The sequence below is a fragment of the Pseudomonas sp. FP603 genome, from assembly GCF_030687415.1.
Taxonomy (GTDB): Bacteria; Pseudomonadota; Gammaproteobacteria; order Pseudomonadales; family Pseudomonadaceae; genus Aquipseudomonas; species Aquipseudomonas wuhanensis.
In genome coordinates, this window is sequence record NZ_CP117431.1 from 4,800,952 (window position 1) to 4,820,692 (window position 19,741).

Genomic DNA, 19,741 nt, shown 5'->3' on the forward strand with positions numbered 1-19,741 from the left:
CGTTCCAGTCTGTACGGCCGTCAACGTCCGCAATCCAGGATCCTTCATGCTCGAATCCGTTGCTGCTTTTTCCGTGTTTGTCCAGGTCGCCGAACTGCGCAGTTTCGTGGCGGCCGGCCGCGCCATGGGCGTCTCGGCTTCTGCCATCGGCAAACGGATTTCAAGGCTGGAGGAGCGCCTGGGCGTTCAGCTGTTTCAGCGCAGCACCCGCAGCATTTCCCTGACCCCCGAAGGTGAAAAGCTGCTGGAGCGCAGCCGACGCATTCTGGATGAGATAGAAGAAATCCAGACGGAACTGAGCAGCGCCGCCGACTTGCCACAGGGTAAACTCAAAGTCAGCCTGGCCCCCATCAGTGACGTGTTTCTCGATCACCTGGCGCGCTTCAATGAACGCTATCCGCAAATCGAGCTGGAACTCGATTACGCCGAGCGCAACGTTGACATCATCCAGGAAGGTTTCGACGCGGCGATTCGCGTCGGCGACGGTGCCGACAGCAATTTGCGCGCGCACCACATGGGGGATTTCCGCCGGCTGATCGTCGCCTCCCCCGCCTACCTACTTCGCCATGGGGTGCCGACCCGCCCTCAGCAACTGCTCGAGCACAAGTTGCTGCACTATCGCTCACCGAACTCGGGCAAGGTCGAACCCTGGCCACTCAATGATTGCGGTGAGCTGCACCTGCCGACTTCAATGATCTGCAACGACATCAACACCCGAATCGATTTCGCCCTCAAAGGCCTAGGCATCGCCTGCCTGCCCGATATCTCGATTCGCAAGCCGTTGCGTGAAGGGCTGTTGACACCGATGTTGCTGGACCACACGGCCAACTCGACAAAGATCCACGCACTCTGGCCCCACGCGCATCAGCACACTTCACGCCAGAAAGCCTTCATCGATTTCATCAAGTCCGTCGATTTCTGAGGGCATACCGGCTGGCGCGTCGAAAGCCTGTTACTGGCGTCGGCGCCCTCGCTGGCCTTCAATTAAAGTTCACCGCCTGATCCCATGGCGCCTGCCTTTGCTCTGGGGGACAAGATGAACCGCAATGACGTTCTGATTATCGGTGCAGGGCCCACCGGCCTGGTGCTGGCGCTTTGGCTGAGCAAGCTCGGCGTGCAGGTGCGCATCATCGACAAGACGTCGGCCCCCGGTACCACGTCCAGGGCTCTGGCCGTTCAGGCACGAACCCTTGAACTGTATCGCCAGCTCGACCTCAGCGACGCCGTGGTGCTGAACGGCCATCGCGTGTGCGCAGCGAATTTCTGGGTCAAGGGCGAACCGGTCGCGCGCCTGCCGCTGAGCACCATCGGCGAGGGTCTGACGCCCTATGCGTTTCTGGAAATCTATCCTCAAGACGAGCACGAACGCCTGCTGATCGAACGCCTGGAGGCCTTCGGTATTACGGTGGAGCGCAACACCGAACTGCAAAGTTTCGAGGAAACCGGCGACGGCATCACCGCCCGGCTGCGCTTGCCCGATGGCCAGCAGGAAACCTGCCAGGCCTGTTATCTCGCCGGCTGCGACGGCGCCCGGTCGATTGTGCGCAAAACGCTGGACACCGGTTTTCCGGGCGGCACTTACCAGCAGATTTTCTACGTGGCAGATGTGCAGGCTCGCGGCCCCACATTCAACGGTGAACTGCATGTGGACCTTGATGAAGCCGACTTCCTCGCTGTATTCCCCTTGGCCGGCGAAGGTCGCGCCCGCCTGATCGGTACGGTTCGCGACGAACGCGCCGAGCGTGTCGAAACCCTCCAGTTCGAAGACGTCAGCAGCCGTGCCATCGAGCATTTAAAGGCACAGATCGATCAGGTGAACTGGTTCTCGACTTACCGCGTGCATCACCGGGTTGCGGATCACTTTCGCACGGGGCGCGCGTTTCTGTTGGGTGACGCCGCCCATGTCCATAGCCCGGCGGGTGGCCAAGGCATGAACACCGGGATTGGCGATGCGATCAATCTGGCCTGGAAACTCGCGACGGTATTGAGCGGTGGCGCCACGACCAAACTGCTCGACAGTTATGAAACCGAACGTATCGCCTTTGCCCGGCGCTTGGTGGCCACCACTGATCGGGTCTTCAGTTTCGTCACGGCCGATGGGCCAATAGCCGACTTGGTGCGTATGCGCATGGCACCCTTTTTGATCCCGAAAATGATCTCGTTTGAAGCGGCCCGGGAGTTCATGTTTCGCACGGTGTCGCAAACCACCCTCAACTATCGCGGCATGCCGTTGAGCGAGGGCGTTGCAGGCCAGGTTCACGGCGGTGATCGGCTGCCCTGGGCCCACGACGGTGAAGGGGACAATTTCGAATCGCTGAAAAACCCGACCTGGCAGGTGCATGTGTATGGCGACACCAGCGACGAGATGATTGCCTGGTGCACCGAGCATCACCTGCCGTTGCAGGTGTTCGACTGGCGGCCAGCGTTTGAAACGGCGGGGCTGGCGCGCAACGGGTTTTACCTGCTGCGGCCGGATACGTATGTGGCGATTGCCGAGTACAGCGCCGATCCGAAGGTAATCGAGCGGTATTTCCGGGACCGTGGGATTCGGCCTTTCTTCGGCTGAACCCGAGATTAGCGAGGATGATCGTTCCCACGCGGAGCATGGGAACGATCTTTCAAAACAGTTAGATCCCGGCCAGGGCCAGGTCCATCGCAAAGTAGGTGAAGATCAAATCCGCCCCGGCCCGTTTGATCGCCCCCAGGCTCTCACGCACCACTCGGTCTTCATCGATGGCCCCGGCCTGGGCGGCGAATTTGATCATCGCGTACTCGCCACTCACCTGATACGCCGACAGCGGCAAACGCGAGGCTTCGCGGATGTCGCGGATGATGTCCAGGTACGCGCCGGCCGGTTTGACCATCAGCGCGTCGGCGCCTTCCTGCTCGTCCATCAGCGATTCACGCACAGCTTCGCGGCGGTTCATCGGGTTCATTTGATAGCTTTTGCGGTCGCCCTTCAGCGCACTGCCGCCGGCTTCGCGGAACGGCCCATAAAGCGCCGAGGCGAATTTGGTCGAATAGGCCATGATCGCGGTCTGGCTGAAACCCGCTTCATCGAGTGCCCGGCGAATGGCCTGGACCTGCCCGTCCATGGCCGCCGACGGTGCGATCACATCGGCGCCGGCCCGAGCAGCTGCCACGGCTTGTTTGCCGAGGTTGATCAGGGTCTGGTCGTTGTCGACTTCATGGTGGTGCAGCACACCGCAATGGCCGTGGTCGGTGTATTCGCAGAAACAGGTGTCGGACATCACGATCATTTCCGGCACGGCATCCTTGGCGATGCGCGACATGCGCGACACCAGGCCGTTGTCGTTCCAGGTATCGCTGCCATTGCTGTCCAGATGATGGGACACACCAAACGTCATCACCGACTTGATCCCGGCCCGAGCGTAACGCTCGATCTCGCCAGCCAGCTTCGACTCGGGAATGCGCATCACCCCGGGCATGCTCTTGATCGGCACGAAATCGTCGATTTCTTCCTCGACGAAAATCGGCAGCACCAGGTCGTTCAAACTGAATTCGGTTTCCTGGAACAGGCTGCGCAGGCTCGCATTGCGGCGCAGACGGCGTGGACGTGCTTCGGGGGAACTGACTGGGCATGGGCCTTCCTGAAAAACGGCGGACAAGACGAAAGTTGTAGGGGGCGAAGCTTATGCCCTGCAAGGCGCGGGACACAAACCTTGATCACTCAAGACTGCGTTACCGCGACGGCAACAATCGCCCACCTCTGACACACCCCCACAGGTTAAATCGTCAGTACTCCTGTAATACACGTCACCACCGCGCCGCCAACCCAGATATCATCCCCCACCTGCTCGACCTGAATCCGCCCGCCACGGCCCATGGTCAGGCCCTGGCTGACGATATAAGACGCCGGCGCCAGTCCTTCGCTGAGCAACCACTGGGCAATCCCGGCGTTCAGGCTGCCGGTGGCCGGGTCTTCTGGCATGCCGTCGCCGGAGATGAACGCACGCACTTCGAACTGCGCGTCGGCGCCATCGCGTTCCAGGCACCACGGCGCGATGACACCAACAGCGAGGCCAAGCATCTGCGAATGATCCGGCTGCAAGTCCAGTACCTGCTGACGGTCCTCGACCATCACTGCCAGCCAGCCGGCGCCGTTGTCGACCCATTGCGCCCGCACAATCGCGCCCGGCGTCAACCCGAGGCCCCGCCGTACGCGCTCGACCAGTTCGGCATCCACCGGACCGGACCTGAGCAGTGGTGGCGCGAGAAACGCCAGCGCCGCACCCTGCCGACGCACCCGCACCAGGCCGACGCCGCATTCCTGAATGATCTCCTCGCCCTTGGGCACCCCACCGGCCTCGAGCCAGGCGTGACAGGTACCGAGCGTCGGGTGACCGGCGAACGGCAACTCCTGAAGAGTGGTGAAAATGCGAACTCGATAGTCGGCCCGGGGGTCCCGGGGTTCGAGCACGAAAGTGGTTTCGCTGAGGTTGGTCCAGGTCGCGAACGCCGCCATGCGCTCATCGCTGAGCCTGTCTGCGCCCAATACCACCGCCAACGGGTTGCCTTTGAGCGCGACGAGGCTGAAGACGTCTACTTGCTTGAAATCGAATGAGCTCATTGCCTGCCTTGGTGATGAGAGATTCAAAGGGGTTGCTTGGGGATTTCCAGCCCGCGAATCACCGCCGGCCTTGCCAGAAAGCGTTCCAGCACGCGGGTGACGTTGGGGAAATTCTGGATACCGACCAGGTCACCGGCCTCGTAGAAGCCGATCAGGTTGCGCACCCATGGAAAGGTCGCGATGTCGGCGATGGTATAGCGCTCGCCCATGATCCAGTCGCGCCCTTGCAGACGGCCTTCAAGAACCTGGAGCAAGCGCTTGCTTTCGTCGACGTAGCGATCACGAGGACGCTTGTCTTCGTAGTCCTTGCCGGCGAATTTGTTGAAGAAACCGAGTTGGCCGAACATTGGCCCGATACCGCCCATCTGAAACATCAGCCACTGAATGGTCTCGTAACGCGCCGCCGATTCCTGCGCCAGCAGTTGCCCGCTCTTGTCGGCGAGGTAAATCAGAATCGCCCCGGATTCGAACAACGCCAGTGGTTTATCTCCCGGACCGTGGGGGTCGAGAATCGCCGGGATCTTGTTGTTGGGGTTCAGCGAGAGAAATTCAGGGGACAGCTGATCGTTGGTGTCGAAGCCCACGCGATGCGGTTCGTAGGGCAGTCCGATTTCCTCAAGCATGATCGAAACCTTGACGCCATTGGGCGTTGGCAAGGAATAGAGCTGGATCCACTCCGGGTATTGGGCCGGCCATTTTTGAGTGATGGGGAATGCAGACAAATCGGTCATAAGGGGGCATCCACGAGAAAATCGGAGTGAAGATCATAATCTACAGAGGGATAAGGTATGTGCCGCGTCCATAAATCCGCAACATCCTGTCGATAACCTTTCCCCCAATCCATTCAAGGTTGCCGCTAAAGTGCCAGGCACCTCGCTCGGATCGAACCAAAGGGCTTCAGAGGACTCTGAGCATTGCCCCGTAGGAAACGGACCGGGTCAACGACATGGAATACACCCGATGCTGGGAGCTCGCGGTGTCAAGGTTTGTCAGCCTTAACCGAATGCGCTGAAGATCACCTCGATGATGAATCCATTGAAATTCGCCAAACGCTTCAAACATCGCGCCTATATCTTCCTGCCCTCCCTGCTGGCGGTCAGCGCGTTGTTCTTGTCGCTTGAGTCCAGTGAAAGCCGCGCCCAACCGGCGGACGGCACTCAGACGCTGGTATTTCTGCGCCACGCGGAAAAACCGGCCGGCGGCCTGGGCCAGCTCAATTGTCAGGGACTGAATCGCGCCATCGACCTGGCCACCTTGTTGCCGGAAAAATTCGGCAAGGCCAACTACGTGTTTGCCGCCAACCCGACGCGCAATGTCGAGGAAGGCGAACTGGATAATTCCTACAGCTACATCCGCCCCCTGATGACCATCAGCCCCAGCGCAATCAAGCTCGGCTTGCCGGTGAACATCGACTTCTCGGCCAACGACACCAGCGACCTGGCGGATGAACTTCTCCACGACAAGTATCACAATTCGGTCATTTATACGGCCTGGTCCCACGGCTACCTGCCCGAGCTGATCAACAAAGTCGCCGGGGAAGCCGTCGGCAAGAAACAGAACATCACCGATGATTGGGCCTCCAGCGACTACGACTCGCTGTATGTGCTCACGCTGACCTGGCACAACGGCAAGGCCAGCCTGCAGAGCCACAGCTACAAACAAGGGCTGGATAACGGTCAGGAGACCTGTCCGACGTAAGCTGTGATCGTGGTGGTGCTTCAAGTTTTACAGTGCCTGTCACGGCCCCCTCGCGGGCAAGCCCGCTCCCACAGTGGTCTGTGGTGAAGCACAGATTTGTGATCGACACTGTCCCTTGTGGGAGCGGGCTTGCCCGCGAGGGGGCCAGCAAAACAACATCACCCCCGCTGATTACCCCGTTCCCGCAGGTATTCAAGCACCGCCACCCGATCCCCGACAAACTCAATCCGCGAACCCTTCTTCTCCCGCTGAAACGCATACATCGGGTCGTAATACTCGCGTAGCAACCCTTCGATCCAGCCCCGGTGCAAATCCACCGCTCCACTGTTCGCCTGTTCTGCCAGCGCGTCTTCCATCAAGGTCAACATCCGTTGATGACGTTCGCCGCCCAACCGTTTCTGGACATTGTTCAGGCTCGCCAGCAAACGCTCGGAAAACAGCGCGAAGCCTTCATCGCCATGCACGTCGATGAACTCGGCGCACAAGTCCACCACGTAATCACGCAGGATCCGTTCGACGCGCCCTTCCAGGCTGTCTTCCAGCCAGACCATCGGAAATTGCTGCATGCCCTGATACAGCTGCAGCGGCAAGGCGCAACTGCCGATCGCGCGGCTCTCGTCTTCCAGCACGAACTGTTCGATACCACGGGCACGTTTCTTCAGTACATCCACGGCCACGCGGTTTTCAAAGTCGATGTTGGAGGGTTGGCCGGTGGCGCGCTTGCCGAAACTGGAGCCGCGATGATGGGCGTGACCTTCAAGGTCCAGCCCGTTGTTCAATTGTGTGAGTACCTCAGTCTTGCCGGTGCCGGTCATGCCGCCCAGCAAAACGAAATCGCACTGGGCAATGGCCTGGTCGAGCGTATCGAGCAAGAAGGTGCGCATGGCCTTGTAGCCGCCACCGACTCGCGGATAGTCAATGCCCGCTTCATCCTTGAGCCACTGCTGAACGATCTGCGAACGCAGCCCGCCGCGAAAACAATACAAATAACCATCCGGATGAGCCCGGGCGAAATCGGCCCAGGCCTGGATGCGCTCGGCCTTGATCTCGCCGGCCACCAATTGATGTCCCAGGGTGATGGCCGCTTGCTGACCTTGCTGCTTGTAGCAAGTGCCGATCCGTTGCCGCTCGAGGTCATTCATCAGCGGCAGATTGACCACGCCGGGGAATGAGCCCTTGAGAAACTCGACCGGCGCGCGGGTATCCATCATCGGCCGGTCGTTGAGAAAGATGTCGCGGTAATCGGTGACGTCGATGGACATCAAAACACCTCTACCGCGTTAGTCTGTCGCTCAACCAATTCGCCGATCGGCTCAAGGTTCAGGCCAAGCTCGGCGGCAACCTTGAGGAACTGTTCGTTGCCTTCAGGGGTGACCGCAATCAGCAGGCCACCGCTGGTCTGCGGGTCGCAGAGCACACGTTTGTGCAACTCCTGGAGCCGGCCGACCTTGCTGGCGTAGCTGTCGAAATTGCGCAGCGTGCCGCCCGGCACGCAGCCCTGATCGAGGTAATACTCGACACCCGGCAGGCGCGGCACGCGGTCATATTCGATGCGGGCGGTCACGTTGCTGCCGTCGGCCATTTCCACCAAGTGCCCAATCAGGCCAAAACCGGTGACGTCGGTCATTGCGGTCACGCCGTCGAGTTTGCCGAAACGACTGCCGGGTTTGTTCAGGGTGCACATCCAGTCGCGGGCCAGGCCGATGTCGGCATTGCGCAACTTGCCCTTCTTCTCGGCGGTGGTGAGGATGCCGATGCCCAAAGGTTTGGTGAGGTACAGCAAGCACCCGGCGATGGCGGTGTCGTTGCGTTTCATGTGGCGCTTTTCCACCAACCCGGTCACGGCCAGGCCGAAGATCGGCTCTGGCGTGTCGATGGAGTGGCCACCGGCCAGAGGAATTCCCGCTTCATCGCAGACCGAACGCCCGCCGCGAATCACTTCCCGGGCGATCTCCGGCGCCAGCACATTGACCGGCCAGCCGAGGATCGCAATCGCCATCAACGGGTCGCCGCCCATGGCGTAGATATCGCTGATGGCGTTGGTGGCGGCGATGCGGCCGAAGTCGAACGGATCGTCGACGATCGGCATGAAAAAGTCGGTGGTCGAGACCACGCCGCGTTCTTCGTCGATGGCATACACCGCCGCGTCATCGCGCGAGGCGTTGCCGACCCAGAGTTTCGGGTCCAGGTTTTGCGCACCGCTGCCGGCCAGAATCACCTCCAGCACCTGGGGCGAAATCTTGCAGCCACAGCCTGCGCCATGGCTGTATTGGGTCAGTCGAATCGGCTCGCTCATCGGGGGGGTGCACCTTGTGAAGTCAATGCCGAGGATTCTACAGCAACCCAGAAGCTCCTTTGCTCGTCCTTGCCACAGATCGGGTTATTGATCTGACAGTCGACACCACTTTGGTGCATATCCCCCCGCCAGATCCCCTTCGCCCTGAATTTCACTCCTGTTGCTCCCCCCCCGAAATCCTTGACCAATAGGACAGCAAAACTGCCAATTCTCTCTATTTTTCAGAACATTGAACAAAACTGGTATGCCTTGTGCAAACGTTTGCGAGTCGCCGATACCGGCCTGTTCGACACCTAACCTCGTAAACCCGCATCACCGGGCTTTCGATCCGCACGAAAAGGGACTTTTAATGCATTGCACCTCCAGCCGCGTGACTTGCTCGCGCACTTTGGCTGTTTCCTTGCTGCTGGCCAGCGTTACAGGACTACTCAGCAGCCACGTTTTGGCCCAACCGGCCACCGCCGAAGAATCCGCCCAGGGCGAAACCCTCAGCCCTGAAGCCAACCCACCGAAAAAAGGCGCCTACCTGTCGGACTGGTTCAACCAGGACCTGACCGTCATCGGCAGCAAAGACATCAGCTTCGGCCCGCAACCGGCCGACGACATCTACCTGGAATATGAATACTTCGGCCGCAAGGGACCGTTTGAGTTGTACGGCTACATCGACATTCCAAAGATCTTCGACATCGGCAACAGCCATGACAAAGGTGTCTGGGACCACGGCTCGCCAGTGTTCATGGAGCACGAGCCGCGGATCTCCATCGACTACCTGGCCGGCCGCAGCCTGGCCATCGGGCCGTTCAAGGAATGGTACGTGGCGTTCGACTGGATCTACGACCACGGCAGCAACAGCGCCAACCGCGCCAATACGCTGTACAGCGGTTTGGGCACCGACATCGACACCCAATCGCGGGTCAATCTATCGGCCAACTTCTATGGCCGCTACCAGTGGGAAAACTACGGGGCCAGCAACGAGTATTCGTGGGACGGCTACCGCGCCCAACTCAAGTACATCGTGCCCATCAGCAGTTTCAGCAACGGTGCTTCGTTGACCTACATCGGTTTCACCAACTTCGACTTCGGCTCCGATCTGCACAAGGACAATCCCGCCCGCACCGCCAATGCCACCGTGGCCACCAACGTGTTGCTTTACGCCTTCACCCACTTGCGTTTCACCCTGGTCGGCCGTTACTTCCACAACGGCGGCAACTGGGACGACGGCAGTGAGTTGAATTTCGGCGACGGTGATTTCCGCGCCCGTTCCAACGGCTGGGGTTACTATGCCGGTGTCGGTTATCAGTTTTAAGACTTATTTGAATCAGGAGGTTTTATGAATGCAATGACGCGTCTTTCCCTGTCCGTGGGCATTGTCTGCGGCGCCCTGCTCTCTTCCGCTACCTGGGCGACTGAAGCGCCCATTCAGCCGAAAGTAATGCTGATCACCATGTTCGCCCCCGAGGCGCAGAACTGGATCGATCGCCTGGAACTCAAGCAAGAAGTGCGCGTACCGGGCCTGTCCGCCGAGTACCCGAACATTCGCTGCAACACCCAACAGGTGTGCCTGATGGTCACCGGCATGGGCCAGACCAATGCCGCGGCCTCTACTCTGGCCCTGGCGCTGTCGCCGAAATTCGACCTGCGCAAAAGTTACTTCCTGATCGCCGGTATCGCCGGCATCAGCCCCCACCACGGCACCATCGGCACCACCGCGTGGGCACACTATCTGGTGGAGTTCGGCACCCAGTGGGAGCTGGATTCCCGGGACGCGCCGAAAGACTGGCCGACCGGTTACCTGGGCATCAACACCAAAGGCCCGAACGAAAAGCCGCCGCTGGACTACAAAACTGAAGTGTTCGAACTCAATCCGAAGTTGCAGGCCAAGGCGTTCGCCCTGAGCCACAAGGTCCATCTGAGCGAGAGCAAGGAATCAGCGATATGGCGTTTGAAGTATCCGTCGGCCCCAGCCAATCAGCCGCCAGTGGTAACCCAGTGCGACACGCTGGCGGGCAATACCTGGTTCTCCGGAACGCGGTTGAGCGAGCGGGCGGAAGTCTGGACCAGGCTGCTGACCAATAACGAAGGGGTCTATTGCACGACTCAGCAGGAAGACAACTCCACCTACGAGGCGCTGCTGCGCGCCAGCCGCGAGGGCCTGGTGGACGTCCGGCGCCTGGCGGTGGTGCGCGCCGGTTCTGACTTCGACCGGCCGGCGCCGGGCCAGAGTGAGGTGGATAACCTGCTCAAATACGCCGATCAGGGTGGGTTTGTGCCAGCGCTGGAGAACCTGTACCGCACGGGGAATCCGTTGGTGCAGGAGATTTTGCAGAATTGGTCGGCTTGGGAGAAAGGTGTGCCTGAGGTCTGAGTCCGGCTTGAGGACGCCTTCGCGGGCAAGCCTCGCTCCTATGTATGGACTCGCCCCTCACTGTCAACCCGCTTTGCTTTTGAACACTGCTACCCGGTTGCATCTATGTATCAGGCCTGTTCGAGGAAGCGCCTGGCTTCTGGCCAACATCGGATCAGCTCGCGGGATGCCGATTACAGAGAGGCCTCAAGGGCCAGTAGGAGCGCAGGCATCTATCCGCGACGGTTTAACCTGGGGTCAATGTTCTCTAGCAAGGGTTGAGGCGCCAAGCGCCTCGGTGGCAGAACTCGTTAAATCACTGGCCTATCACCACCTCCTGACGCTCAGCCGGCTGGCGGTGATAGGTGTCTTTGTTTTGCAGTAACACCCAGATGATCCGCAGGTTGCGGTTAGCCAGACGCACCGCAGCCCCTTTCTGTCCATGACGGCCTAGCCAGCGTTGCAGGCGGCGGTCATCAGGATGATCCGAGCTGGGATTGAGCTGTCTGAGGACAGCATGTGCACCTTGTATGGCCAGACTGCGGATGTAGGCATCCCCGCGTTTGGCCATCTTGCCCAGCCGGATCGTATTTCCACTGCTGTACTGCTCGGGCACTGTGCCGAAGTAAGCTGCAAAATCCCGGGCATTGGCAAAACGCTCAGGTTCGGTCTGCTTGGCAATCACGGCCGAGGAGAAGATCGGACCGACACCGCGTACCGTCATTAGCCGCTTCGCGGTGTCGTCTTCACGAACTGCGCGCTCCAGGCGCCCGGTCATCACTTCGATACGTTCAGCCATGTGCTTCCACTCAGCGAGCAATTCGGCGATCAGCTCGTGTAGCAACGCGGGGATCGGCTGGCTGGAGTCTTCGAGTAGCTGAGTGACGTTTCGGTCAATGGCTGCTTTGCCCTGGGGGATGGAAAAACCATGTTCCAGCAGCAATCCACGCATCTGGTTGCCCATGGCGGTGTGCTCTTTCACGTAGCGCCGGCGTACTCGGTGCAACGCTTGCATTTCCAGCCCGGCTACGGTTTTGACCGGCACGGCGTGAGCACGCTCGTCCCGGCCGGCGCGCAGGATGGCCAACACGTCGTTACGGTCGTTCTTCGGTCCGCTGCGATGCTTGGCCACATGCTGAGCCGGCAGGATTCGAGGCTGATTGCCCTGTTCCAGCAGCAACCGGGCCCAAGCCTGCGCACCTGGGCCGGTTTCCATCAAGACCGAGGTGCCAGGTGGCAATTGGCGCAAGAAGGTGGAAAAGGCTTCACGGGATTTGAGGCGTTTCTCGTAGATCACTTGACCCAGATGATCTTCACCCGCTACTTGAAACACACTCTTCGCCAGATCCACGGCTACGGTGGTACAGGCCGAAAGGTTGTTTGCAGACAGGGAATTCTTTTTCGACGTACTCTTGCTCATGGGCTCGCCCTCGCTGTCGCTGACATCTATAGGATGCCACCGTGGCGCATAGACGCCTCGGCGTGGGCGAGTCCATTCGATTACAGAGAGCGAGCCTGCTCGCGAAGACTATGACGGTTCCGCCGGCGCACCTTGGGCCATAGGCTAGGATAATTGGGGGTCAGGAAGGCTCCATGATAACGAGGCGTCCGGCTGTCGCCAGTCACTGTCACCGTCCGACATTTCGACTGAATTTTCGCCGCGCCTCGCGATCCCTCTATAACTACAGGGAGGAATACAGGCGTTATGAACAATGCAAAACTTTTCGTTATTGAATACACCCTTCATGGCCAGCCCAAGTCTTTCATTATCCGCCTGGACAAAATGGACAATGCAGAGGCTTGGCACTGGGCAAGTTGCGACGCCGGAGTCGGCCGGATCCCGCGCTTTGGCCGTGAACGGGTGCAAAAGACCAGCAAACCGCTGGCGGAAAAATTCGGCATCGAGAATGTGACCTGGCGACCGGCCAGTTGAGCGTCAAAAAGGAGGGGGACGATTCAAACTGAAGTGGAGCCTGGACGGCTCCACTTTTTTGGCTGAATAGTCAGTGTTGAGCACACTTGCAGCCTTTGGTGGAGCATGCCTCGCCGTTTTCATGGTGCTTGGCGCAGGCTTCACAGCAATAGTGCTTGCCGTGGCGCGCGATCGGATGTTCGCCCAGCTTGCAGGAACATTTGGGGCAGTCGCAGATACTTTCACTGTCGATCATGAGTCTGACTCCATTGTTGTGGTCGTCAAGGTGCCGCGGGTGCGCGACACCTGAAGCAAATGACCGCCTGCTCCCCAAACGGGTTCAAACAAACGCTTGGACGGTGTTTGCTTACTAATGAGGGTAGTCGCGATGCTGCTATTCAGGGACGAACACTGCCCTGTGGCTAGGGGAAAACTCTAATATCGGTAAGTCAAGGAGCAGAACCTGTGGGAGCGTGGCTTGCCCGCAATGAACGATGACGCGTAATACCTGAAAAACCGCGGTGCATTCTTCGCGGGCAAGCCACGCTCCCACAGGATCTTCGTCGCTCACATTTCTTGACTTATCGGCATTGTGGCAAGCCCCCTCGCCACACAAACAACATCAATCAAATACGGAATTGCCCGACCAGTTGCCCCAGGCGCTGACCGAGGTCGGCCAGGCTGCGCGAGGTTTGCGCGCCGAGCTGGGTTTCGTCGGCGACGCTGTCCACGGCCACGGCGATCTGATGCACGCTGCGGTTGATTTCTTCGGCCACGGCGGTTTGCTCTTCGGCGGCGCTGGCGATCTGGGCGTTCATCGAGTTGATGGTGCCGATCAGTTGGGCCATGGCGTCCAGAGACGCTCCCGCCTCGTTGGCCTGGGCCGACGTGCCGTCGCCAGCCTCGCTGGAGCGGCGCATGGCTTCGACTGCCGATTGAGTGCCGGCCTGCAAGCGGTCGATCATGCTCTGGATTTCCTGGGTGCTGATTTGCGTGCGACTGGCCAATGCCCGCACTTCGTCGGCGACCACCGCAAAACCACGCCCGGCCTCACCGGCGCGGGCCGCTTCAATGGCGGCGTTGAGCGCCAGAAGGTTGGTCTGTTCGGCAATCGAACGGATCACCCCGAGCACGCTGACAATCGACGACACGTCTTTCTGCAGGCTGTCGAGGGACACGCCGCTGCTGCGAATGTCGTTCACCAACGCATGAATCTTCACGATGCTGCCGGCCACCACACGCTTGGCGGCCTGGCCTTCTTCGTCGGTCTGCTGGGCAGCGACCGCCGCGTTTTGCGCGCTTTTGGCCACTTCCTGGGCCGCCGCCGACATTTCGTTGATCGCCGTGGCCACCTGATCAGTCTCGTGACGCTGGCGCTCCATGGCCTGATCCGAGCGCTGGGCCTGATCGGACACCTGATTCACCAGCCCGGTCAGTTGCGAGGTCATTTCAGTGATCTGCCGCACCAGGCCGTGGATCTTGTCGACGAAACGGTTGAACGAGCCGGCCAGTTCGCCGAGTTCATCCTGGCTGGTGATGGACAGGCGTCGGGTCAGGTCGCCCTCGCCCGCCGCGATGTCGTCGAGGTTGGCTTTCATCAGGTTCAGCGGACGCAGAATGGTGTTGGCCAACAGCATCCCGGCAGCAGCGATCATCAGCAGCACCACCACGGCAATCCCGACAATGCTCAGCACCACGCCTTGCATGCGTTCCTGGACCTTGGCCTCAACCACCGCCACTTGAGCTTCGATGCCGTCGAGGTTGACCGAGGTGCCGACCGCCATGTCCCACTTCGGCAGGTATTCGGTGTAGCCGAGTTTAGGCACCAGCACTTGGGTGTTACCGGGCAGCGTCGAGCTGTATTGCAGGTAGTGAGTACCGTCCTTGGCGACTTTTACCAGGTCACGGTTGACGTAGACGCCGTTCGGGTCGCGGTTGTCCTTGAAGCTCTGGCCCACGCCTTCGGGGCTGTTGGCCTTGAACAGGCGCACAGTGTTGGAGTCGTAGCCGAAGAAGTAGCCGTCCTTGCCGTAGGTGATGCTCGACAGCAACTTGATCACCTGCGCCCGCGCCGCATCATCGCCGGGAGCGGCTGCGTCATAGAGCGGTTTGATCGTGGTCATGGCCACAGCAACGTAACTTTGCAGGGTCGCCTTGGCATCGCTGAGCAGGCGCAGACGGGTTTCCTCGACTTCCTTGCGGGCCTGCTCTTGCAGGATGAACAGCGTGGTCAGGCTGATGACCAGCGCAAAGAGCAGCACCGGGAGGACGGCAAGGGACAGGACTTTAGCCTTCAGGCTCATGCGCATGACGTTCACTCTTATGATTTTGTTGGCGTGGTTAAAGGCTTTAACGGCAGGCCAAATCAAAAGTTGAGTCAGGGTCACATTGATCCTGTGGGAGCGGGCTTGCCCGCGATAGCGTCGGTACATTCAGTATCAATGCGACTGAAAGGCCGCCATCGCGGGCAAGCCCGCTCCCACAGGGTTAGAGGTGTTACAGAACCATCGCCGCTACCCAGCCAAACGCCAGCAATGGCAGGTTGTAGTGCAGGAAGGTCGGGACCACGGTGTCCCATATATGGTGATGCTGGCCATCGATGTTCAGACCGGAGGTCGGGCCCAGGGTTGAGTCCGAGGCAGGTGACCCGGCATCACCCAACGCACCGGCGGTGCCGACGATGCACACGATGGCGATCGGGCTGAAGCCCAGTTGCACGCACAACGGCACGAAAATCACCGCCAGAATCGGTACGGTGGAAAACGACGAGCCAATGCCCATGGTCACCAACAGGCCCACCAGCAACATCAGCAGCGCGCCGATGGCTTTGCTGTGGCCGATCCACGAGGCCGAGGTTTCGACCAGTGTCTGCACTTGCCCGGTAGCTTTGATCACTTCGCCAAACCCGGACGCGGCGATCATGATGAAGCCGATCATCGCCATCATCTTCATGCCTTCGGTGAACAGGTCATCGGTGTCGCGCCATTTGACGATGCCCGACACCGAAAAGATCAGGAAGCCCGTCAGCGCCCCGATAATCATCGAGTCCAACAGCAACTGCACAATGAACGCGGCGGCAATGGCCAGACCGGCGATCATCAGGCTCAACGGGTTGTATTGCACCGCGACCTGTTCGACCTGCTCGATCTTTTCCAGGTCGTAAACACGCTTCTTACGGTAGCTGATGAACGCTGCCGCCAGGCCAAACACCATGCCCAGTGCCGGAATGCCCATGGCATGGGTGACATTGATACCGCTGATGTCCACGCCACTACGGGCGACGTTGGCCAGCAGGATTTCATTGAGGAAAATGTTGCCGAAGCCCACGGGCAGGAACATGTACGGCGTGATCAAACCGAAGGTGATGACACAGGCAATCAATCGACGGTCCAGTTGCAGCTTGGTCAGCACATATAACAGTGGTGGCACCAGCAACGGGATAAAGGCGATATGAATCGGCAAAATGTTCTGGGAGGCGATGGCCACCACCCACAGCAAACCGATCAGCAGCCATTTGACGTTTCCGCCACCGTTGGCGTGCTGGCGATCGACCATGGCCAGGGCTTTGTCGGCCAGCGCATGGGCCAGGCCAGACTTGGCGATGGCCACCGCGAATGCGCCGAGCAAAGCGTAGGACAATGCAACCGTCGCCCCGCCGCCCAGGCCATTGTTGAAGGCTTTCAGGGTCGCATCGATACCCAGGCCACCGGTCAAACCACCGACCAGCGCGCCCACAATCAGCGCGATCACCACATGCACGCGGGACAGGCTGAGTATCAGCATGATGCCGACCGCGGCAATTACTGCATTCATTGTTGTTACCTCAAAAGCAGCGCGGTGAGGCAATCACCGCCAAACGGAATGAGTCCGGCCGGCAGCCTGCATGAGCGCCGCCAGCGGATGGAGAAAAGGGTTTTATTAGAGGGCGCGCACTGTGCCGGACCGTCGTCCCCTTGTCAAAGCGAACACCCATTACTGATGTGTAACGGATTGCGATAGCCCTATGGTGTGGCTTGCCTGTGGCGAGGGAGCTTGCTGGCCTGCCTGATACACCGCTATCGCGGGCAAGCCCGCTTCCACAGGTTAATCGGCGTCCTTCAGATTGGGGTCAGCGTTTGGGCAACTCGATCGTCACCTTCAACCCGCCCCACTCGCTTTCCTGCAACTTCAACACTCCGCCCCACGTGTCGACGATGTCGCGCACGATGCCCAATCCCAAGCCATGCCCATCCGTCTGTTCATCAAGTCGTGTGCCACGGCTGAACACCTGAGCGCGCTGGTCTTCGGGAATTCCCGGTCCATCGTCTTCCACGCTCAACTCAAACTTTTCTGCCGTTTCGACCACGCTCAGCCGCACCTCGGCATCCGCCCATTTGCAGGCGTTGTCCAGCAGGTTGCCAAGCAACTCCAGCAGATCTTCACGATCCCACGGCAGTTGCAGACCGGCCGGCGCGCGGTAGCTCAGCTCGAGGTGCTCGCCGTGAATCATGTTCAACGTGGCCAGCAACCCCGGCAGTTCCGCAGCGCAATCGAACAGCGCCCCCGGCAGTGCATCGCCGGACAACCGGGCACGGTTGAGTTCGCGATTGAGCCGTTGTTGAACCTGTTCCAGTTGTGCCTGCATGACTTTGCGCAGCTGCGGGTGAGCATCGAGTTTTTCGCTGGAAGCCAGGCTCAACAACACCGCCAGCGGGGTTTTCAACGCATGGCCAAGATTACCTAACGCATTGCGTGAGCGCTTTAGGCTGTCTTCGGTGTGGGCCAGCAAATGGTTGATCTGCGCCACCAGCGGCTCCAGCTCCAGCGGCACTTCTTCGTCGAGTTGCGAGCGCTGGCCCTGCTGCAATTGGGCGATCTGCTCGCGGGCTTTTTCCAGCGGGCGCAAGGCGCGGCGCACGGTGATGCGTTGCAACAGCAATATCAGCAACAGCCCTGCCAGCCCCAACCCGAGGCCGACCTGTTGCATGCGCCGGAAGCTCTCGCGCACCGGGGTGTAATCCTGGGCGACGCTGATGGAAATCGCCTGGCCCAAGCGCCGGTAGTCCGAACGCAACACCAGCAACTGTTGCCCTTCCGGCCCCAACTGCAGGTTGCTGTGCAGGCCTGGGTGTTCGAGTCGCGGCAGATCCTGATCCCATAACGAGCGGGAACGCCAATGGCTGTCGGCAAAGTCGATGCGAAAGTAATGCCCGGAAAACGGTCGCTGATAGGCCGGCGACAAGTGCCGCTCATCCAGCTGCAAACCCTGCGGGCCCCGCACCAGCGCCACCAGCAGGTTCTCACTGTCATTGCGCAGCCCGGCTTCGAGGTAGCGCTGCAAACCCATTTCGAACAGCCACAGGCTGGTTTGCGCCAGCACCAGGCCGACGATCACCATCACGCTGATCAGGCCCAGGCTCAAGCGGCGCTGGATTGACCTCACTGGGCTTGCCCGCCGAACAGGTAACCCTGGCCGCGACGGGTTTCGATCACGCTGCGGCCGAGCTTGCGACGCAGGTGGTTGACGTGGACTTCCAGCACGTTGGAATCGCGTTCGGTTTCACCGTCGTAGAGGTGTTCAGCGAGATGGCTTTTGGAAAGGATCTGTTCGGGGTGCAGCATGAAGTAGCGCAGCAGGCGAAACTCGGCAGCGGTGAGCTGGATGTCGGCGCCGTCGCGGGTCACGCACTGGCGACCTTCATCCAGATGCAAGCCTGCGGCCTTGAGTGTCGGCTGATTGGCGTGGCCGTGGGAGCGGCGTAACAATGCCTGGACTCGCAGGTGCAGCTCTTCGGGGTGAAACGGTTTGGTCAGGTAATCGTCGGCGCCGGCCTTGAGGCCTTCGATCCGCTCGGCCCAGGAACCGCGCGCCGTGAGGATCAGCACTGGCGTGGCCAAGCCGCCGGCCCGCCATTGCGCCAACACCTCGAGCCCCGGCAGACCCGGCAGGCCGAGGTCGAGAATGATCAGGTCATAGGGCTCGCTGCTGCCCTGGTACACCGCATCGCGGCCGTCGGCCAGCCAGTCCACGGCGTAACCCTGCCGGTTGAGGCCGGCCATCAATTCGTCGGCCAGCGGCACGTGGTCTTCCACCAGAAGCAAACGCATCGATCAATCTTCCTTGTCTTTCAGTAACTGGCCGGTGGTGGCGTCGAGGTCCAGCTCACGCACCACACCTTCGGTGGTCAGTAGCTCGACCTCGTAAATGTAGACGTCGTGCTTTTCCTCAAGCTCGGCTTCCAGCAGCTTGGCCCCGGGATAACGGTCCAGCGCTTGCTTCAACAGTTGCTCCAGCGGCAGGATCACCCCTTGCTGGCGCAGGCGCAGGGCCTCGTCCTGATCCAGGTCGCGGGCCATGACCACCGAGCAGAAAGCCAGGAGCGCCAACGCCATTCGACTGCCGGTGCGTCGATTTAAAGAAAACACCTTCATTACGTATCCTGATGATCCTTGAGAACCTGCCCGCTGACAGCGTCCAACTCCAGGTCCCATTCAAGGCCCTGCGGGTCGCGCAGTTCCACCTGGTAGATGTACTTGCCGTACTCTTCTTCAAGCTCGGTTTCGCTGATGTTGGCGCCGGGGTGTTTGGCCAATGCCGTGGCGTTGAGCTTCTCGAAGGACACAATGGTACCAGCGTCGCGCAGTCTCAGGGCTTCGTCGGGGCCGAGGTCGCGAGCGTGGGCGATGCTGGCAGTCATGGTGATGATGGAGGCGGTGAACAGGGCAGTCAGGATTTTCATGGGTGTCTCCGTATTTTTTTATGTGTTGCTTCGAGGGTCACCTTAGTGATTCGAACTTAACTGAAACTGAATTGCCATCATTTGGACTGGCACCATGATATCGCAGACATACACAAAACCTGTGGGAGCGGGCTTGCTCGCGAAGGTGGTTCAACATTCAGCAAAAATGTCGACTGTTACA

Annotated in this window: 19 protein-coding genes and 1 pseudogene; 6 read left to right on the plus strand and 14 right to left on the minus strand. The window is 59.9% G+C overall.

Going from position 1 to position 19,741, the window contains the following annotated elements:
* Nucleotides 1-46: 46 nt before the first annotated feature.
* Entirely contained in the window at nucleotides 47-922 is an 876-nt protein-coding gene (locus PSH65_RS22255; protein ID WP_305422378.1) for a LysR family transcriptional regulator, read from the plus strand.
* A 114-nt stretch (nucleotides 923-1,036) separates the two neighbouring features.
* The gene (locus PSH65_RS22260) at nucleotides 1,037-2,566 is read left to right on the plus strand and encodes an FAD-dependent oxidoreductase (RefSeq protein ID WP_305422379.1); all 1,530 of its coding nucleotides are present in this window, start codon (nucleotides 1,037-1,039) and stop codon (nucleotides 2,564-2,566) included.
* Between the two features lie 61 nt (nucleotides 2,567-2,627).
* Here the strand turns inward: PSH65_RS22260 and hemB are convergent, their stop codons facing one another.
* From hemB to PSH65_RS22275, 3 genes are all read right to left on the minus strand, one after another.
* The gene (gene hemB / locus PSH65_RS22265; RefSeq protein WP_305422381.1) at nucleotides 2,628-3,629 is read right to left on the minus strand and encodes a porphobilinogen synthase; all 1,002 of its coding nucleotides are present in this window, start codon (nucleotides 3,627-3,629) and stop codon (nucleotides 2,628-2,630) included.
* 119 nt (nucleotides 3,630-3,748) lie between these two features.
* On the minus strand, nucleotides 3,749-4,591 hold the full coding sequence (locus PSH65_RS22270; protein ID WP_305422382.1) for a PhzF family phenazine biosynthesis protein: 843 nt from the start codon (nucleotides 4,589-4,591) through the stop codon (nucleotides 3,749-3,751).
* Between the two features lie 23 nt (nucleotides 4,592-4,614).
* Nucleotides 4,615-5,322, minus strand: a complete 708-nt coding sequence (locus PSH65_RS22275; protein WP_305422383.1) for a glutathione S-transferase family protein — start codon at nucleotides 5,320-5,322, stop codon at nucleotides 4,615-4,617.
* Between the two features lie 292 nt (nucleotides 5,323-5,614).
* On the opposite strand from PSH65_RS22275, the gene PSH65_RS22280 reads away from it, so the two are divergent.
* Complete coding sequence (locus PSH65_RS22280) at nucleotides 5,615-6,289, plus strand: histidine phosphatase family protein (RefSeq protein WP_305422385.1); 675 nt, start codon at nucleotides 5,615-5,617, stop codon at nucleotides 6,287-6,289.
* A gap of 158 nt (nucleotides 6,290-6,447) precedes the next feature.
* On the opposite strand, the gene mnmH is transcribed toward PSH65_RS22280, so the two are convergent.
* Entirely contained in the window at nucleotides 6,448-7,551 is a 1,104-nt protein-coding gene (gene mnmH, locus PSH65_RS22285) for a tRNA 2-selenouridine(34) synthase MnmH (RefSeq protein WP_305422386.1), read from the minus strand.
* Nucleotides 7,551-8,585: a selenide, water dikinase SelD gene (selD, locus tag PSH65_RS22290; protein WP_305422387.1), complete on the minus strand. Its 1,035-nt coding sequence runs from the start codon at nucleotides 8,583-8,585 to the stop codon at nucleotides 7,551-7,553. Before selD ends, mnmH begins: the two co-directional genes overlap by 1 nt.
* A gap of 349 nt (nucleotides 8,586-8,934) precedes the next feature.
* On the opposite strand from selD, the gene PSH65_RS22295 reads away from it, so the two are divergent.
* Nucleotides 8,935-9,891 (plus strand): nucleoside-specific channel-forming protein Tsx, encoded by a 957-nt coding sequence (locus PSH65_RS22295; RefSeq protein WP_305422389.1) that lies wholly within the window; start codon nucleotides 8,935-8,937, stop codon nucleotides 9,889-9,891.
* Nucleotides 9,892-9,915: 24 nt separating this feature from the next.
* Nucleotides 9,916-10,950, plus strand: a complete 1,035-nt coding sequence (locus PSH65_RS22300; protein ID WP_305422391.1) for a purine nucleoside permease — start codon at nucleotides 9,916-9,918, stop codon at nucleotides 10,948-10,950.
* Between the two features lie 295 nt (nucleotides 10,951-11,245).
* Here the strand turns inward: PSH65_RS22300 and PSH65_RS22305 are convergent, their stop codons facing one another.
* A complete protein-coding gene (locus PSH65_RS22305; RefSeq protein ID WP_305422392.1) occupies nucleotides 11,246-12,349 on the minus strand; it encodes an IS110 family transposase in 1,104 nt (367 codons plus the stop codon).
* Between the two features lie 285 nt (nucleotides 12,350-12,634).
* Between PSH65_RS22305 and PSH65_RS22310 the strand changes: the two genes are divergently transcribed.
* Nucleotides 12,635-12,862: a DUF6555 family protein gene (locus PSH65_RS22310; RefSeq protein WP_008071169.1), complete on the plus strand. Its 228-nt coding sequence runs from the start codon at nucleotides 12,635-12,637 to the stop codon at nucleotides 12,860-12,862.
* A 70-nt stretch (nucleotides 12,863-12,932) separates the two neighbouring features.
* Here PSH65_RS22310 and PSH65_RS22315 read toward each other — a convergent pair whose 3' ends face one another.
* The 8 genes and pseudogenes from PSH65_RS22315 to PSH65_RS22345 all read right to left on the minus strand — a co-directional run bounded on the left by PSH65_RS22315 (nucleotide 12,933) and on the right by PSH65_RS22345 (nucleotide 19,560).
* Nucleotides 12,933-13,097: a metallothionein gene (locus PSH65_RS22315; RefSeq protein ID WP_305422395.1), complete on the minus strand. Its 165-nt coding sequence runs from the start codon at nucleotides 13,095-13,097 to the stop codon at nucleotides 12,933-12,935.
* Nucleotides 13,098-13,467: 370 nt separating this feature from the next.
* Complete coding sequence (locus tag PSH65_RS31930; protein WP_370694714.1) at nucleotides 13,468-14,289, minus strand: methyl-accepting chemotaxis protein; 822 nt, start codon at nucleotides 14,287-14,289, stop codon at nucleotides 13,468-13,470.
* Nucleotides 14,290-14,373: 84 nt separating this feature from the next.
* Nucleotides 14,374-15,273: pseudogene (locus tag PSH65_RS31935) on the minus strand (cache domain-containing protein); the annotation flags it as partial.
* Nucleotides 15,274-15,337: 64 nt separating this feature from the next.
* Nucleotides 15,338-16,654 (minus strand): Na+/H+ antiporter family protein, encoded by a 1,317-nt coding sequence (locus PSH65_RS22325; protein WP_305422397.1) that lies wholly within the window; start codon nucleotides 16,652-16,654, stop codon nucleotides 15,338-15,340.
* Nucleotides 16,655-16,949: 295 nt separating this feature from the next.
* Nucleotides 16,950-18,263, minus strand: a complete 1,314-nt coding sequence (locus tag PSH65_RS22330; protein ID WP_305422399.1) for a sensor histidine kinase — start codon at nucleotides 18,261-18,263, stop codon at nucleotides 16,950-16,952.
* Entirely contained in the window at nucleotides 18,260-18,928 is a 669-nt protein-coding gene (locus tag PSH65_RS22335; protein WP_030131520.1) for a response regulator transcription factor, read from the minus strand. Before PSH65_RS22335 ends, PSH65_RS22330 begins: the two co-directional genes overlap by 4 nt.
* 3 nt (nucleotides 18,929-18,931) lie before the next feature.
* The gene (locus PSH65_RS22340) at nucleotides 18,932-19,252 is read right to left on the minus strand and encodes a PepSY domain-containing protein (protein ID WP_305422400.1); all 321 of its coding nucleotides are present in this window, start codon (nucleotides 19,250-19,252) and stop codon (nucleotides 18,932-18,934) included.
* A complete protein-coding gene (locus tag PSH65_RS22345) occupies nucleotides 19,252-19,560 on the minus strand; it encodes a PepSY domain-containing protein (RefSeq protein WP_305422401.1) in 309 nt (102 codons plus the stop codon). Before PSH65_RS22345 ends, PSH65_RS22340 begins: the two co-directional genes overlap by 1 nt.
* Between the last annotated feature and the right edge of the window lie 181 nt (nucleotides 19,561-19,741).